Origin of the sequence: Stenotrophomonas sp. AS1 (genome assembly GCF_048957655.1) — a bacterium.
GTDB classification, from domain to species: Bacteria; Pseudomonadota; Gammaproteobacteria; order Xanthomonadales; family Xanthomonadaceae; genus Stenotrophomonas; species Stenotrophomonas bentonitica_A.
Map to the genome: position 1 here is coordinate 413,354 of NZ_JARVXM010000003.1, position 16,046 is coordinate 429,399.

Annotated in this window: 16 protein-coding genes; 7 read left to right on the forward strand and 9 right to left on the reverse strand. The window is 67.5% G+C overall.

Going from position 1 to position 16,046, the window contains the following annotated elements; genetic code table 11:
- Window positions 1–32: 32 nt before the first annotated feature.
- The 6 genes from PV764_RS06120 to prpB all read right to left on the reverse strand — a co-directional run bounded on the left by PV764_RS06120 (window position 33) and on the right by prpB (window position 6,290).
- A complete protein-coding gene (locus PV764_RS06120; RefSeq protein WP_421116316.1) occupies window positions 33–383 on the reverse strand; it encodes a type II toxin-antitoxin system RelE/ParE family toxin in 351 nt (116 codons plus the stop codon).
- Complete coding sequence (locus PV764_RS06125) at window positions 346–603, reverse strand: type II toxin-antitoxin system ParD family antitoxin (protein WP_019186079.1); 258 nt, start codon at window positions 601–603, stop codon at window positions 346–348. The genes PV764_RS06120 and PV764_RS06125 overlap by 38 nt, the downstream gene beginning before the upstream one ends.
- Before the next feature lie 41 nt (window positions 604–644).
- Entirely contained in the window at window positions 645–1,349 is a 705-nt protein-coding gene (locus tag PV764_RS06130; RefSeq protein ID WP_421116317.1) for a hypothetical protein, read from the reverse strand.
- 109 nt (window positions 1,350–1,458) lie between these two features.
- Entirely contained in the window at window positions 1,459–4,074 is a 2,616-nt protein-coding gene (acnD, locus tag PV764_RS06135) for a Fe/S-dependent 2-methylisocitrate dehydratase AcnD (protein ID WP_421116318.1), read from the reverse strand.
- A gap of 139 nt (window positions 4,075–4,213) precedes the next feature.
- On the reverse strand, window positions 4,214–5,371 hold the full coding sequence (gene prpC / locus PV764_RS06140; protein WP_123730477.1) for a bifunctional 2-methylcitrate synthase/citrate synthase: 1,158 nt from the start codon (window positions 5,369–5,371) through the stop codon (window positions 4,214–4,216).
- A gap of 28 nt (window positions 5,372–5,399) precedes the next feature.
- Window positions 5,400–6,290 (reverse strand): methylisocitrate lyase, encoded by an 891-nt coding sequence (gene prpB / locus PV764_RS06145; RefSeq protein ID WP_070425708.1) that lies wholly within the window; start codon window positions 6,288–6,290, stop codon window positions 5,400–5,402.
- Window positions 6,291–6,453: 163 nt separating this feature from the next.
- On the opposite strand from prpB, the gene prpR reads away from it, so the two are divergent.
- Window positions 6,454–8,067 (forward strand): propionate catabolism operon regulatory protein PrpR, encoded by a 1,614-nt coding sequence (gene prpR / locus PV764_RS06150; RefSeq protein ID WP_421116376.1) that lies wholly within the window; start codon window positions 6,454–6,456, stop codon window positions 8,065–8,067.
- A gap of 9 nt (window positions 8,068–8,076) precedes the next feature.
- Here the strand turns inward: prpR and PV764_RS06155 are convergent, their stop codons facing one another.
- Together PV764_RS06155 and pdxH are read right to left on the reverse strand one after the other, a co-directional pair.
- Window positions 8,077–9,450, reverse strand: coding sequence for a DUF6891 domain-containing protein (locus PV764_RS06155; protein ID WP_421116319.1), 1,374 nt, complete (start codon window positions 9,448–9,450; stop codon window positions 8,077–8,079).
- A 96-nt stretch (window positions 9,451–9,546) separates the two neighbouring features.
- Entirely contained in the window at window positions 9,547–10,146 is a 600-nt protein-coding gene (gene pdxH / locus PV764_RS06160; protein ID WP_046272701.1) for a pyridoxamine 5'-phosphate oxidase, read from the reverse strand.
- Window positions 10,147–10,187: 41 nt separating this feature from the next.
- On the opposite strand from pdxH, the gene PV764_RS06165 reads away from it, so the two are divergent.
- Entirely contained in the window at window positions 10,188–11,015 is an 828-nt protein-coding gene (locus PV764_RS06165; RefSeq protein ID WP_421116320.1) for a kinase, read from the forward strand.
- Between the two features lie 27 nt (window positions 11,016–11,042).
- Here the strand turns inward: PV764_RS06165 and PV764_RS06170 are convergent, their stop codons facing one another.
- Complete coding sequence (locus PV764_RS06170) at window positions 11,043–11,246, reverse strand: dodecin family protein (RefSeq protein WP_019186071.1); 204 nt, start codon at window positions 11,244–11,246, stop codon at window positions 11,043–11,045.
- A 95-nt stretch (window positions 11,247–11,341) separates the two neighbouring features.
- On the opposite strand from PV764_RS06170, the gene PV764_RS06175 reads away from it, so the two are divergent.
- The 5 genes from PV764_RS06175 (at window position 11,342) to mdtD (ending at window position 16,036) form a co-directional block, all read left to right on the forward strand.
- Window positions 11,342–11,884 (forward strand): shikimate kinase, encoded by a 543-nt coding sequence (locus PV764_RS06175; protein ID WP_019186070.1) that lies wholly within the window; start codon window positions 11,342–11,344, stop codon window positions 11,882–11,884.
- Complete coding sequence (gene aroB / locus PV764_RS06180; RefSeq protein ID WP_399619304.1) at window positions 11,881–12,990, forward strand: 3-dehydroquinate synthase; 1,110 nt, start codon at window positions 11,881–11,883, stop codon at window positions 12,988–12,990. Before PV764_RS06175 ends, aroB begins: the two co-directional genes overlap by 4 nt.
- 71 nt (window positions 12,991–13,061) lie before the next feature.
- Complete coding sequence (locus PV764_RS06185; protein WP_019186068.1) at window positions 13,062–13,313, forward strand: WGR domain-containing protein; 252 nt, start codon at window positions 13,062–13,064, stop codon at window positions 13,311–13,313.
- A 61-nt stretch (window positions 13,314–13,374) separates the two neighbouring features.
- On the forward strand, window positions 13,375–14,448 hold the full coding sequence (gene hemE / locus PV764_RS06190) for a uroporphyrinogen decarboxylase (protein WP_019186067.1): 1,074 nt from the start codon (window positions 13,375–13,377) through the stop codon (window positions 14,446–14,448).
- A 184-nt stretch (window positions 14,449–14,632) separates the two neighbouring features.
- Window positions 14,633–16,036 carry a multidrug transporter subunit MdtD gene (gene mdtD, locus PV764_RS06195; protein ID WP_019186066.1) on the forward strand — a complete coding sequence of 468 codons (1,404 nt, stop codon included), beginning with the start codon at window positions 14,633–14,635 and terminating at the stop codon, window positions 16,034–16,036.
- Window positions 16,037–16,046 lie beyond the last annotated feature (10 nt).

The following is a 16,046-nucleotide window of genomic DNA, read 5'->3' on the forward strand; positions in this document are numbered from 1 at the left end:
GCTTGAATGGCGCTGCGTGCACCGGAGGACGGTCATGGCGTCTGATCCATCAATGCATCGAGCCCGCGCGAGGTATCCCAGACGCGAAGGATGTCAACGCGGTCCGGAAGGTCAAGGTAATAGACCAGATAGCGATCAAAGATGGGCAAGATCACGAATCGCAGTGGGACCGGCAGGTCATCGCTGACCCAAGCGTGCCGAGCGGACCCTGCCCCAGGAAATGCCGCGTTCCGCAGCAGTGTGGCATCCACCGTCGCGATGAACCGTTCGCCCAGCGCCAACCCTCCCTGACGCGCGAACCAGAGCGCAGCGTCGGCCACGTCCTGTTCCGCGCGTGGCCGCCACTCAATCCGCTTCACGGTCCAACCGCTCTGCCAGGTCACGGCGCATCCGCTCGAAAGTTGCCGAGGTGACCGGGGCACTTGGGCCAGACGCCAAGCCCTCCGCAATCAACCTGCGCAGCAGCTCTTCGGCCTTTTGCCGCTGGCGCTGGCGGATCAGGTCGCGCACGTAGTCGGACGTACTGGAGTACCCCCCCTGGCTGACTTCCTCATCGACAAACTGCTTGAGCGGATCGGTGAGCGAGATGTTCATCGTGGCCATGATCAGACCTCTTTGGCAATTTTTGCCATAAAAGTGTGCACCTACATCTCATTGATCGCAACTCCGCCTCGTTCATCCCGCCGCTTCGCTGTTTCGGCCACCGCGCTACGACGCTCCCAGCGGAACAGCCACAGGATGATCAGCTTGGTGCTCCCGCTGACCACGGCCAGCAGCAGCAACGGCCAGCCCAGACGCAGGCCCATGGCGAAGGCGAACACGATGGTGGAGATGTCCATCAGCAGGATCAGCTGGCTCATCCGCAGCGACACCGCGCCCGTGCGGCCGGAGCGCCAGATCAGCAGGATCTGGTGCGCATAGCCCTGGGCCAGCAGCGCGGTAACGGCCACGATCATCGCCGAGGCGAGCACGCGCCCCTCATCCACGTGACGCTGCCCCCACACCAGGCCCAGCAGTGCGCACAACAGCGCCACGCACGCCACGACAAGGCTGGCGGTCGCAGCGCGGCTGCGCCGGTCCGTCCAGATCTCTCTCAGGATCAGCAGCATAAGCACCGAGGCAAGCAGGCGCGGCCACACGATGAAGTGGTTGAACGGCTGGATGCTGTAGCCGTAGACGAAGAACGACAGGTAGGCGAGGAAACCGACCGTGAACTGGTTAAGCGACAGGATATCGGTGGCGATTGCGCCCGCCGTCGCGCTCGCGCGGCGCTGCCACACCTTGCGCAGCTGGGCCCACACACCCACCAGGCTCAGCAGGATGAAGGCGGTATTGATCGCGCCCGCCACGGTGTAAAACATGTCGCCGCCTGTTCCGGTTATTGTGGAACCTACGCGCCGATGGCCCCATGCCAGCGACGCGCCAGGCCCGCACCTCGCGGGCGGGCCTGGCATACCGTCACATCACCTGCGCCGATTCCAGGAAGTCCTGGGCGAACCGCTGCAGCACGCCGCCCGCCTCGTAGATCGAGACCTCTTCAGCGGTATCCAGGCGGCAGGTGACCGGCACCCGCAGCTGTTCACCGTTGCGGCGGTGGATGACCAGGGTCAGCTCAGCACGCGGCACACGCTCGCCGAGCACGTCGAAGGTCTCGGTGCCGTCGATGCCCAGCGTCTTGCGGTTCACGCCTTCCTTGAACTCCAGCGGCAGCACGCCCATGCCGATCAGGTTGGTGCGGTGGATGCGCTCGAAGCCTTCGGCCGCGATCGCTTCCACACCAGCCAGGCGCACGCCCTTGGCGGCCCAGTCACGCGAGCTGCCCTGGCCGTAGTCGGCGCCGGCGATGATGATCAGCGGCTGTTTGCGGTCCATGTAGGTTTCGATCGCTTCCCACATGCGGGTGACCTCGCCTTCCGGCTCCACGCGCGCCAGCGACCCCTGCTTGACCTGGCCATCGACCACGGCCATTTCGTTGATCAGCTTCGGGTTGGCGAACGTCGCACGCTGCGCGGTGAGATGGTCGCCACGGTGGGTCGCATAGGAATTGAAGTCTTCCTCGGGCAGGCCCATCTTGGCCAGGTACTCACCGGCCGCGCTGCTGGCCATGATCGCGTTGGACGGCGACAGGTGATCGGTGGTGATGTTGTCGCCCAGCACCGCCAGCGGGCGCATGCCGGTGAGGCTGCGGGCCCCGGCCAGCGCGCCTTCCCAGTACGGCGGGCGGCGGATGTAGGTGCTCTGGGGGCGCCAGTCGTACAGCGGGCTGATCGGTGCACCGTGTTCCACCTTGAAGGTGAACATCGGGTCGTAGACCTTGCGGAACTGCTCCGGCTTGACGCAGGCCTTGACCACCGCGTCGATCTCGGCATCGCTCGGCCACAGGTCCTTCAGCGTGATCGGGTTGCCATCGGCATCGTGGCCGAGCGCATCCTTTTCGATATCGAAGCGCACCGTACCGGCGATCGCATACGCCACCACCAGCGGCGGCGAGGCCAGGAACGCCTGCTTGGCGTACGGATGGATGCGGCCGTCGAAGTTGCGGTTGCCCGAAAGCACGGCGGTGGCATACAGGTCGCGGTCGATCACTTCCTGCTGGATCTTCGGGTCCAGCGCGCCGCTCATGCCGTTGCAGGTGGTGCAGGCGAAGGCCACGATGCCAAAGCCCATCTGCTCCAGTTCGGTCAGCAGGCCGGCTTCTTCCAGATACAGCTGCACGGCCTTGGAGCCGGGCGCCAGCGAGCTTTTCACCCACGGCTTGCGGGTCAGCCCGGCTCGGTTGGCATTGCGGGCCAGCAAGGCGGCGGAGATGACGTTGCGCGGGTTGCTGGTGTTGGTGCAACTGGTGATCGCGGCGATGATCACGGCGCCATCGGGCATCAGGCCATCGGCCTGTTCCTGCTTGCCCGAGGCGAGCTTGCCTTCGTCGGCGATGCCGCGGGCGGCCAGGTCGGTGGTCGCCACACGCTTGTGCGGGTTCGACGGGCCGGCCATGTTGCGCACCACGGTGGACAGGTCGAACTGCAGCACGCGCTCATACTGCGCGGTGACCAGATCATCGGCCCACAGGCCGGTGGCCTTGGCGTAGGTTTCCACGAGTGCGACCTGGTCGTCCTCGCGGCCGGTCAGGCGCAGGTAATCCAGGGTCTGCTGGTCGATGTAGAACATCGCCGCGGTGGCGCCGAACTCCGGCGTCATGTTGGAAATGGTGGCGCGGTCGCCGATGGTCAGCGCGTTGGCGCCCTCGCCGTAGAACTCGATCCACGCACCGACCACGCGCTCCTTGCGCAGGAACTCGGTCAGCGCCAGCACCACGTCGGTGCAGGTGATGCCCGGCTGCGGGCGACCGGTGAGTTCCACGCCGATGATGTCGGGCAGGCGCATCCACGAGGCACGGCCGAGCATCACGCTCTCCGCTTCCAGGCCGCCCACGCCGATCGCGATCACGCCCAGCGCGTCCACGTGCGGGGTGTGGCTGTCGGTGCCCACGCAGGTATCCGGGAAGGCCACCCCGTCGCGCACCTGCACGACCGGCGACATTTTCTCCAGATTGATCTGATGCATGATCCCGTTGCCCGGCGGAATCACGTCGACGTTCTTGAACGCCTTCTTGGTCCAGTTGATGAAGTGGAACCGGTCTTCATTGCGGCGGTCTTCGACGGCGCGGTTCTTCTCGAACGCAGCCTTGTCGAAGCCGGGGAATTCCACCGCCAGCGAGTGATCCACGATCAGCTGGGTCGGCACGACCGGGTTGATCTGCGCCGGATCACCGCCGGCATCGGCGATGGCATCGCGCAGGCCGGCCAGATCGACCAGGGCGGTCTGGCCGAGAATGTCATGGCACACCACGCGCGCAGGGAACCACGGGAAATCCAGGTCCTGGCGGCGCTCGATCAGCTGGCGCAGCGAGGCCTCCAGCGTGGCCGGGTCGCAGCGGCGCACCAGGTTTTCGGCCAGCACGCGCGAGGTATACGGCAGCGTGGCATAGGCACCGGGCTGGATCGCATCGACCGCGGCACGGGTATCGAAATAGTCCAGCGCGGTGCCGGGGAGGTTCTTGCGGTACTGAGTATTCATGGCTGGCGATAGCTGCTTGTTGGCGGGCCGGGGCGTCGTGACACCGGCGAAGAAGGAGTAGCGACGCCGCAACGGAGCAGACCGGCATCGCGCCGGCCTGTTCCGCAAAGCACCCGCGAACGGGTGCGGTACGTCGGTCTTACTTGCGCTGGTCGATCGGCACGAAGGCCTGGTCTTCCGGGCCGGTGTAGTTCGCACTCGGGCGGATGATCTTGCCGTCGATGCGCTGTTCGATGATGTGCGCGCTCCAACCGGAGGTACGCGCGATTACGAACAGCGGGGTGAACATCGCCGTCGGCACGCCCATCATGTGATAGCTGACCGCGCTGAACCAATCCAGGTTCGGGAACATCTTCTTGATGTCCCACATCACCGATTCCAGACGCTCGGCGATGTCGTACATCTTGACGTTCTGCTGCTCGGCGGACAGGTCGCGCGCGACCTCCTTGATGATGTTGTTGCGCGGGTCGCTGACGGTATAGACCGGGTGGCCGAAACCGATCACGACTTCCTTGCGCTCTACGCGGGCCTTGATGTCGGCCTCGGCATCATCCGGGCTGTCGTAGCGCTTCTGCACTTCGAAGGCCACTTCATTGGCGCCGCCGTGCTTGGGACCGCGCAGGGCACCAATGCCGCCGGTGATCGCACTGTACATGTCGCTGCCGGTGCCGGCGATGACACGGCAGGCGAACGTCGAGGCGTTGAACTCGTGCTCGGCATACAGGATCAGCGAGGTGTGCATCGCCTTGACCCACGAGTCCTGCGGCTTCTCACCGTGCAGCAGGTGCAGGAAGTGACCACCGATGGAGTCATCGTCGGTCTCCACGTCGATCGCACGGCCGTTGTGGCTCCAGTGGTACCAGTACAGCAGCATCGAGCCCAGGCAGGCCATCAGCTTGTCGGCGATGTCGCGCGCGCCCGGATGGTTGTGGTCATCCTTCTCCGGCGACACGCAGCCCAGCACGGAGACGCCGGTGCGCATCACGTCCATCGGGTGCGCCGACGGCGGCAGTTCTTCCAGCGCGGCCTTGACCGCGGCCGGGATGCCCCGCAGCGACTTCAGCTTGGTCTTGTAGGCCACCAGCTCGGCGCGGGTCGGCAGTTTGCCGTGAACCAGCAGATGCGCGATTTCCTCGAACTCGCTGGTGTTGGCCAGATCGGCGATGTCATACCCGCGGTAGTGCAGGTCATTGCCGCTGCGGCCGACGGTGCACAGCGCGGTGTTGCCGGCGGCGGTGCCCGACAGGGCGACGGATTTCTTCGGCTTGAAGCCGGGGGCGGTAGTGGTGTCGCTCATGATCCCTCCAGAAAACTAGTGTGCGGTCTTACTTCTTGGCGGCGAACAACGCATCGAGCTGCTGCTCGAAGGCGTGGTAACCGATACGGTCGTAAAGTTCCTCGCGGGTCTGCATCGCCTCCACCACATTACGCTGGTGGCCCTCGCGGCGAATGGTCTCATACACGTTCTCGGCCGCCTTGTTGGCAGCACGGAACGCGGACAGCGGGAAAAGCTGGATGGCGACGCCGGCCGAAGCCAGTTCATCGCGGCTGAACAGCGGCGTGGCACCGAACTCGGTGATGTTGGCCAGCACCGGCACCTTCACCGCATCGACGAAACGGCGATAGGTGTCCAGATCGTAGGCGGCCTCGGCGAAGATGCCGTCGGCACCGGCTTCGACGCAGGCGATGGCGCGCTCGATCGCGGCATCCACACCGTCCACCTGGATGGCATCGGTGCGCGCGATCAGGAAGAAGTCCGGATCGGTCTTGGCATCGGCGGCGGCCTTGACCCGGTCCACCATCTCCCCCTGCGACACGATCTCCTTGCCCGGCCGGTGACCGCAGCGCTTGGCGCCGACCTGGTCTTCGATATGGCAGGCAGCCGCGCCGGCCTTGATCAGCGACTTGACGGTGCGCGCGATGTTGAACGCGCTCGGGCCGAACCCGGTGTCGATGTCCACCATCAGCGGCAGGTCGCACACATCGGTGATGCGGCGCACGTCGATCAGCACGTCTTCCAGCGTGTTGATGCCCAGGTCCGGCAGGCCCAGCGAGCCGGCCGCGACGCCGCCGCCGGACAGGTAGATGGCCCGGTAACCGGCACGCTTGGCCAGCAGCGCGTGGTTGGCGTTGATTGCACCGATCACCTGCAACGGGGATTCGGCGGCCAGTGCGGCGCGGAAACGGGCGCCAGCGGAGGAAACAGGGGTGCTCATGCGGCATTCCATCGTGGTTGACCGGTGAATAAGCGCAAGGGCCGTGCCAGCTCGCAAGTAACTGATTTCATTGATTCAACACCGGGACGAGGATGTTTCACCTTGAAACATTGAAACACCTGTAACATGGCTGGAACTGAAACACTGAAACACGCCCATGTCGATCAGCCTGCCCCGCCACAGCTCCCGCCTGTCCGATCCGGAGGCCGGCCAGCTGCCGGTGATCTGGACGGTCAGCGTGTCGCGCTTGACCGGCCTGCTCGGCGATGTGATCCCGGAGTTCGACCGCCGCGCCCGCATCGTGCCCATCAACCTCGGCTTCGAGGAGGCGGTGGATGTGATCGGCCAGCGCCTGCGCCGCGAACACTGCGACGTGGTGATCGCCGGCGGCTCGAATGCGGCCTACCTGCGCAGCCGGCTGGAGGTGCCGCTGGTCCCGATCCAGGCCAACGGCTTCGACCTGATGGAAGCGCTGGCGCGCGCACGCCGAATCGCCCCCAGGATCGGCCTGGTCACCCATGCCACCGATGTGCCGACCTTCGGCAGTTTCCAGCACAGCTTCGGGCTGGACATCGAGCATCGCCGCTTCGTCACCCGCGAGGACGCGCGCGACTGCATCGCGGACATGCGCGCCAATGGCATCGAGGTCATCGTCGGCACCGGCATGGCGATCGACCATGCCGAGCAGGTCGGGCTGCCCGGCGTGCTGCTGTACTCGGCCGACTCGGTACGACAGGCCTTCGAACATGCACTGGAGCTGACCCAGACCCTGGCCCGCTCCGGTGCGTCCTCGTTGCGGCGGCGGGCACCGCCCAAGCGACGCGATGCCGACCATGCCCTGCTCGGCGACAGCGCCGCGATGCAGCAGGTGCGCGAGCACATCGCACTGTATGCGCCCTACGACAGCACGGTGCTGATCACCGGCGCCACCGGCACCGGCAAGGAACTGGTGGCCCGGCAACTGCACAGCGCCAGCGGCCGGCGTGGCCGCTTCGTCGCGCTGAACTGCGGGGCGATCAGCGAATCCCTGCTCGAAGCCGAGCTGTTCGGTTACAACGAAGGGGCCTTCACCGGCGCCCGCCGCGGCGGTCGCGTGGGCCTGGTGGAAGCGGCCGACGGCGGCACCCTGTTCCTGGATGAAATCGGCGAACTGCCGTTGCCGCTGCAGACCCGGTTGCTGCGTGTTCTGGAAGAGCGCGAAGTGCTGCGCGTGGGCGCCACCGAGCCGACGCCGGTGGACGTACGCGTGGTCGCCGCCACGCTGCAGACGCTGGAATCACTGGTGGACACACAACGTTTCCGCCGCGATCTCTACTACCGCCTGGCCGCACTGCGCATCGCGCTGCCGACGCTGCACGAACGGCGCGAGGATGTGCCGCTGCTGCTGGAACACTTCTTCAGCCTGCTGGGCGGCACGCCGTCGCCGCTCGCCGCCCCGGCGCTGCAGCGGCTGTGCGATTACGCGTGGCCGGGCAACGTACGCGAACTGCGCAACATGGTCGATCGGCTGCGCATCCATTGGTCGCACGGGCGGGGCGAGCTGGCGCTGGCCCAGATGCAGGCTTGGGTGCCGGAGCTGGCGTCCTCGCCCGTCGCCGCGCGCGCCGTGGCAGACGCAGCGCCGGACGGCCCGCCCCAGCGCGCGGCCACGCGCCCCGGCAACGACACACTGCAGCAGCTGCTCGATGCCCACGGCGGCAACCGTGAGCAGGTCGCCCAGGCGCTGGGCGTGTCGCGTACCACGCTGTGGCGCTGGCTGCGCAGCACCGCCGGGTAAGGACGCGGCTTAGGCCACCCCGCGCAGGTCCACCGTGGGCCGATGCGATGCCGAGCCATCCCAGTCCACCACCAGCCCTGCTGCAGTGAACGCGTCCACGATCCTGCGCCCGACCTGCTCCATGGCAGCGCCGGCGCCCTCCGGCCCGGCCCAGAAGCCCAGGCTCAGATCGCTGCTGCGCTTGGCGCGGTTGAGGTCCTGCCGGGTGTAGAAGCACAGGCCGAGCAGGCCGGCGTCCATGCCGCCGCGCGCGATGAACTGCTGGGCGGTGTCGGTGAAGCCATCCTCCTGGGTCAGGCCAACGTCCTGCGCGGTGACGATGCCCTGGTCTTCCAGACGGGCGAACACCGCGGTGATCCTGGCGTGCGCGGCGCGCCAGTCGGCGGCCCGCATCTTCTGCGGCGGCCGCGGCTCGGCCTTCACCGGGATGGGGTGGCCGGTCACCGCAGACAGCAGCGCCTGCACCTCCGGCACCATCGCGTTGACGACGATATGGTTGCCAAAGCCATCGTGCACCGCCGGGTTCGCACCGGCGTCGAGCAGCATCTGCACCGGCGCGCACTCCAGCGCGAATTCCGCGGCCAGGTACAACGCGGTCCGCCCGCCGCGACCGAGGTGTTCCAGCGGGCTTCCTGCATCGATGAGCAAACGCAGTACCTGCAGATGCTGGGCCGCCGGGGTGTCATTCGTGGCGCGCGCCGCACATTCCAGCGCAGTGAAGCCGTAGGCGTTTTCTGCGCTGACATCGGCGCCCGCCGCAAGGCCGGCCTGCACGGTCGCCACGTCGGCTGCCAGGGCGGCCGCGCACAGATCGATGGCGGGCGAAGAAGCGGATGCGGTCGTCATGTAACAGGTCCGTGCACAGGTGGATTCCTCCGGAAGTATGCAGGAGCCCGCATCGCGGGCGCTGCGCGCCACTGTTCGCGCCGTCGGCGAAGCGCCGCGGCCGGTCCACAGCGCATAATGCCCCGCGCCCAGCACGCACACCCACGCCAGGGCCACGCCCAGTGGCACCTCCGGCAGATACAGGAACCAGCTCAGCCAATCCAACGGTCCCAAGCCGGCCGGGATGCGCCCGATACCGTCGGTGAAGGCCGCTACCGCGCAGATCATCATCAGCGCTGCGGCCGACAGGCGCGGCAGCACGCCAAGCACCAGGGTGGTGCCCAGCACCCACTCCACCATCGCCACTGCAGGGGCGCTGGCCGCCGGCCACGGGATACCCGCCTCCACCAGTGTGGCCAGCATGCGATCCCTGCCGTCGTCGGTGAACAGCTTGTTCCATCCCGATACGGCGAACATGGTGCCCGCGGCGATGCGCGACAGCAGTAACAGCAGCGAAGGGGCGACACGGGGTTCAGCAGGCAGGACAAAAGGAAACATGACAGAGCGGTTCCAAGGCAGACATCGTCGTCCGCCCGATCCTAACCGGCGCCTTCCCACCCGGCGCGCCCCGTGCGGTTTCCGATGGACGCGCCCTTACGGGAACAGCATCCGCTTGCTCCACTGGCCATCGGCGCCGACCTCATAGCACCAGCGCTCGTGCAGGCGGAACTGCGCGCCGTACCAGAACTCGATCCGCTGCGGCACCACGCGCAGGCCGCTCCAGCCGTCCGGGCGCGGCACATCGCGGCCGTCGAAGCTGGCCTCGGTGGTCGCCACGCGTGCATCGAACTCCTCGCGTGAGGCCAGCGTCTTCGATTGCAGCGACGCCCACGCGCCAATCTGGCTCATGCGCGGGCGCGAGGCGAAGTACGCATCAGCCTCGGCATCGCTGACCTGCTCCACCCGCCCTTCGATGCGCACCTGGATGCCGGCCTCGCGCAGGCTGCGCCACAGGAACAGCAGCGCGGCCTGCGGATTGGCCTGCAGCTCACGGCCCTTGTGACTGTCCAGATGGGTGTAGAACACGAAACCGCGTTCGTCGAAGGCCTTGAGCAGCACCGTGCGCGCCGAAGGCTGGCGGTTCTGGTCGGCGGTGGCCACGGTCATCGCATTGGGTTCGACTTCCCGGCTCGCCTTGGCTTCTTCAAACAGCCCGGCAAAGGTGGACAACGCTTCGGCATACAGATCGGTCATGGCGGTTTTCTTGTCACGCGGTTTGGGTTTATTGTCGCTGCATGGCTGCACCTGCGTACATGCCCCCGACAAAAGGTTTTCCGGATGCGCTGGTCGCGCAGGCGCTGGATGACGCATTGAGCTGCGGTGCGGCCATCCCAGTATTGGCGATCAGCGGCCTGCAGGGGAGCGGCAAATCGACGCTGGCCGCCCAGGTCGTGGCGCTGGCGGAAACGCGCGGCCTGCGCGCGGCCATGCTTTCCATCGATGATGTCTACCTGACCCGTGCCCAGCGCCAACGCCTGGCGCGGCAGGTCCACCCGCTGCTGCTGACCCGCGGCCCGCCGGGCACCCACGATCTGGCCTTGGCCCATGCCACGCTGAACGCGGTCGCCGCTGGTGGGCCGGTCGCCTTGCCCCGGTTCGACAAGCTCGCTGACGAGCGCCTGCCGGAGAAAGACTGGACACGCATCGACGGTCCCCTCGACCTGCTGGTGTTCGAAGGCTGGTTCCTTGGCACGCCCGCGCAGGGTGAGGCCGAATTGGAGCCACCGCTCAATGCACTCGAGCGCGAGGCCGATGTGGATGGCCGCTGGCGGCGCTGGTGCAATCAGGCACTGGCCGAGCAGTACCCCGCGCTGTGGCAGCGATGCGACCGGCTGTGGTTCCTGCAGCCGCCGGATTTCTCAGTGATCCCGCGCTGGCGCTGGCAGCAGGAGCAGAACCTGCAGGCCGCCCAGCCCGACCGCAGCAGCATGAGCCGCGCCCAGTTGGAGCGGTTCGTGCAGTACTACGAACGGGTCAGCCGCCAGGCCCTGCGCACCCTGCCGGAACGGGCGGACAAGGTGATCGCGCTGAACGAGCAGCGCCGGATCGTCGCCACGCGCTGACCGGCGCCGGAGCCGAGCCCGCGGCGATCAGCTGACCAGGAAGGTCACGCGCAGGTTCACCCGCCACTCGGTGATGTTGCCTTCGCCATCGGTCACCACCTTGGTTTCATTGATCCAGGCGCCCTGGATGCCTTTGACCGTCTCGGAGACCTTCTTCAGGCCGCTGCGCACGGCGTCTTCGACGCTGGTCTTGGACGAGGCGTTGATCTCGATGATCTTGGCGACAGACATGGTTCGCTCCGGTGGCGCGCGGGACAGTCCGCACCCGCCCACCATGGGGGCCGCCGCGTAAAGGCGATGGCACGGAGATGTTAGGATCGAGGGTAATGAATCCCGCTCCGAACCTGATCCTGATTGGCCCGATGGGCGCCGGCAAAACCTGCATCGGGCGCCGGCTGGCCGAGCGCTTCACGCTGGACTTCGTGGATGCCGACCAGGCCATCGTGGACAGCACCGGCGCCAGCATTCCGGCGATCTTCGAACTCGCCGGGGAAGCCGGGTTCCGCCAGCACGAACGCCAGGTCCTGCACGCTCTGCTGGACGGCCACGGCCAGTTGATCTCCACCGGGGGGGGCGCCGTGCTGGACCCGGACAACCGCGCGGCCATCGCCCGGCGCGGCTTCGTGGTCTACCTGCGGGTCAGCGTGCCGGCCCAGCTGGAGCGGCTGGCCCGCGACCGCGGCCGCCCGCTGCTGCAGCGCCCGGACCGCGAGCAGGTGCTGCACGACATGGCCGCCGCCCGCGATCCGCTCTACCAGGGCCTGGCCGACCTCACGCTGGATACCGATCTCTACACGCCCGCCGAGGCCACTGCGCAGCTGGTGCTGCGCCTGGCCGCGCAGTGGCAGCGACAGGAAACACCTGAATGACCCCCGCCCCGCGTACCGTTGCCGTCAGCGGCGACACCCCCTACACCATCCACATCGGCCCCGGCCTGCTTGGCCAGGGAGACCTGCTGGCCCGCCATGTGCGTGGCCGCCACGTGCTGCTGCTCAGCGACTCCTCGGTCGCCCCGCTTTACCTGGCAGGGGTGAAGGCGGCGCTGCTGGCCACGCGCCCGGACCTGCTGATCGGCGAGCTGGTGCTGCCGGCCGGCGAAGCCTCCAAGACCCTGGCCCACTTCGGCGATGCGATCACCGCCCTGGCCGCCCTCGGCGCCACCCGCGATGCCTGCGTAATGGCCCTCGGCGGTGGCGTGGCCGGTGATCTGGCCGGCTTCGCCGCGGCCTGCTGGATGCGCGGCGTGGACTGCGTGCAGCTGCCGACCTCGCTGCTGGCGATGGTCGATTCCTCGGTCGGCGGCAAAACCGCGGTGGACATCCCCGAAGGCAAGAACCTGGTCGGGGCGTTCCACCCGCCGCGCGCCGTCATCGCCGACACCGCCGCCCTGCGCAGCCTGCCGCCCCGCGAGCTGCGCGCCGGCCTGGCCGAAGTGATCAAGTACGGCGCGATCCGCGATCCGCTGTTCTTCCAGTGGCTGCAGGCCGAACATGCCGCGCTGCTGGCCGGCGATGACACCGCGCTGGCCCAGGCCATCGCGCGCAGCTGCGAGCACAAGGCCGAGATCGTCGCGCGCGATCCGCTGGAAAAGGGCGAACGCGCCCTGCTCAACCTTGGCCATACCTTCGGCCACGCGATCGAGACCGAACAGGGCTACGGCGCGCCGGGCAACGACAACCTCAACCACGGCGAAGCAGTCGCGGTCGGCATGGTGCTGGCCGCGCGCCTGTCGGCCCAGCTGGGCATGAGCGAGGAGGCAGACACCGAGCAGCTGCGCGAGCTGCTGCTGCGCTACGAACTGCCGGTGGCCATTCCGGCCGGCCTGGCGCCCGAGGCGCTGCTGGCCCGGATGCGGCTGGACAAGAAGAATGTCGCCGGCCGGTTGCGGCTGGTGCTGTGGCGTGGCATCGGCCGCGCCGAAGTCGTCGCCGACGTCGACGAGGCCGACGTGCTGCGCGTGCTGGCCGCCGGCTGAGCCTGCGACGTTCCGCCGCACCTGCCCCGTTGCTGACGGCCGCCTCCGGCGTTCACGGCTACAATCGGGGCATGCGCGTCTTCCTGCACCAACATCCCCGCGGTGCCGATCCGGCCCGCTATCTCCAGCTCACCCTGCAACCGGACCTGTTCGGCGGCTGGGAGCTGCTGCTGGAGTCCGGCCCGATCGGCGGGCGCGGGCAACTGCGCCGCGAGCTGTACCTGCAGGAAGACCTGGCGCTGGCCGCGTTCGAAAAGGCACGCGATGCGCACCTGCACCGCGGCTACGAAGTGACCTACACCAGCGGCGACGCGCCGCACTGAGCGGCCACCGCCGCACTGACCCCATTCGGCCCCGCGCCACCAGATCCCAAGGAAGCGTTCCGTGACCAGCCCCTCCCGCCATGATCGCCTGCTGCGCGCCCTGCGCCGCGAACCGGTGGACTGCACCCCCGTCTGGCTGATGCGCCAGGCCGGTCGTTACCTGCCCGAGTACCGCGCCACCCGCGCCAAGGCCGGCAGCTTCCTGGCGATGGCCAAGAACCCGGACATCGCCTGCGAAGTCACCCTGCAGCCGCTGCGCCGCTTCGACCTCGACGCGGCAATCCTGTTCTCGGACATCCTGACCATCCCCGATGCGATGGGCCTGGAGTTGTACTTCGTCGAAGGCGAAGGCCCGAAGTTCCGCCACCCCGTCCGCGACGCGGCCGCCATCGCCAGACTGGCCGTGCCGGACATGGAAACCGAACTGCGCTACGTGATGGACGCTGTACGCGTGATCCGCCGCGAACTGGACGGCAGCGTGCCCCTGATCGGCTTCTCCGGCAGCCCGTGGACGCTGGCCTGCTACATGGTTGAAGGCGGCGGCAGCAAGGACTTCGCCCGCATCAAGGCGATGGCCCTGAACGAACCGGCCGCCCTGCACCAGCTGCTCTCGGTCGTCACCGATGCGGTGATCGCCTACCTCGCCGCCCAGCGCGCGGCTGGCGCCCAGGTCCTGCAGGTCTTCGACACCTGGGGCGGGGTACTCAGCCCGACCATGTACCGCGAATTCTCCCTGCGTTACCTGACCCGCATCGCCCAGGAACTCGAACGCGGTGAAGGCAGCGACCGCACCCCGCTGATCCTGTTCGGCAAAGGCACCGGCCTGCACCTCGGCGCCCTGGCCGACACCGGCGCCGACGCGCTCGGCGTGGACTGGACCCTGGACCTCGCCGACGCCGTCGCCCGCACCGGCGGCCGCGTCGCCCTCCAGGGCAACCTCGACCCGACCACGCTCTACGGCAATCCGGCCGCCATCGAACGCGCCGCCGGGCAAGTGCTCGACAGCTACGCCCAAGGCAACGGCGGCTCCCGCGAAGGCCATGTCTTCAACCTCGGCCACGGCATGTCCCCGGACATGAATCCCGAGCACGTGCAGGTGCTGGTGGAAGCCGTACATCGTTTGAGCCGACGCTGATCGCCATCGGCAGGTAGCCGGCCAGCGGCCGGCACTACACGGGCACGGCCGACGAAGCACGCGTTCTGCACCCAGGACGCGTGCTTTCGTTGTTGCACGCCCCAATGCTTCGGCTTCGGCTCTTGACCACACCCTGATCCCACATCGGCGATCATATCGCCCTCGTTGACGAAGGCTCCGCACCATGACGACCAGCAGCTACGCCTCGATCCGGCCCCTGTTGTGGCTCGTATCGCTGGCCATCTTCATGCAGATGCTGGACTCCACCATCGTCAACACCGCATTGCCTGCCATGGCCCGCAGCCTCGGCGAAAGCCCGCTGCAGATGCAGTCCGTCGTCTTCAGCTACGCCCTGGCCGTCGCCACCTTCATCCCCGCCTCCGGCTGGATCGCCGACCGCTTCGGCACACGACGCACTTTCCTCGTCGCGATCATCCTGTTTACCCTCGGCTCGCTCGCCTGCGCTCTCGCCCAGACCCTGCACCAGCTCGTCGGTGCGCGCGTCCTGCAGGGCATCGGCGGCGCCATGCTGCTGCCGGTCGGGCGCCTGGCCGTCATGCGCTCCGTCTCGCGCGAAGAATTCCTTCGCGCGATGAGTTTCATCGCCATCCCCGCCCTGATCGGCCCCCTGATCGGCCCGACCCTCGGTGGCTGGCTGGTCGAAGTCGCCTCCTGGCACTGGGTGTTCCTGATCAACCTCCCGATCGGCATCATCGGCTACATCGCGGCGATGAAGATCATGCCGGACCACTACGCCGAACACCGCACCCGCTTCGACATCGCCGGCTACCTCATGCTTGCCTTCGGCATGGTCGTACTGTCCCTCGCGCTGGACGGCATCTCCGGCATGGCCACCCCGCATGCACTGGTCATGCTCATGACCGTCGCCGGCCTGGCCGCCCTCGTCGGTTACTGGCTGCACGCCGCCAACTCCACGGCACCGCTGTTCTCGCTGGCACTGTTCCACGTGCCCAGCTACCGCATCGGCATCCTCGGCAATCTGTTCTCACGCATCGGCAGCAGCGCCATGCCGCTGCTGATTCCACTGCTGCTGCAGGTCGGCATGGGCATGAGCCCGATGAAGGCCGGCCTGTTGATGATCCCGGTCGCTGCGGCGGGCATGGTCTCCAAGCGCTACGCGGTCAAGCTCGTCGAGCGCTTCGGCTACCGCCGCGTGCTGATGGTCAACACCGTGCTGGTCGGCCTGGCGATGGCCAGTTTCATCTTCATGACGCCCGGCCAGCCGCTGTGGATCCGCATCATCCAGCTGGCCCTGTTCGGTGCGGTCAATTCACTGCAGTTCACCGTGATGAACACCGTGACCCTGCGCGATCTGGACCGCGACTTCGCCAGTGCCGGCAACAGTCTTCTTTCGATGGTGATGATGCTCGCGACCGGTTTCGGTGCGGCCGCGGCCGGCAGCCTGCTGGCCGCGTTCAATCATCTCGATGCGTCGCACGGCGCGACGGCCGCGCTGCACGCCACCTTCGTCTGCGTCGGCGCCATTACCCTGACCTCCACGCTGATCTTCTGGCAGCTGCCGGACACGCGGCCCTCGCCGCGCGATGTCGAGGAAGTCGCCGAGTAACCGCGGGCAG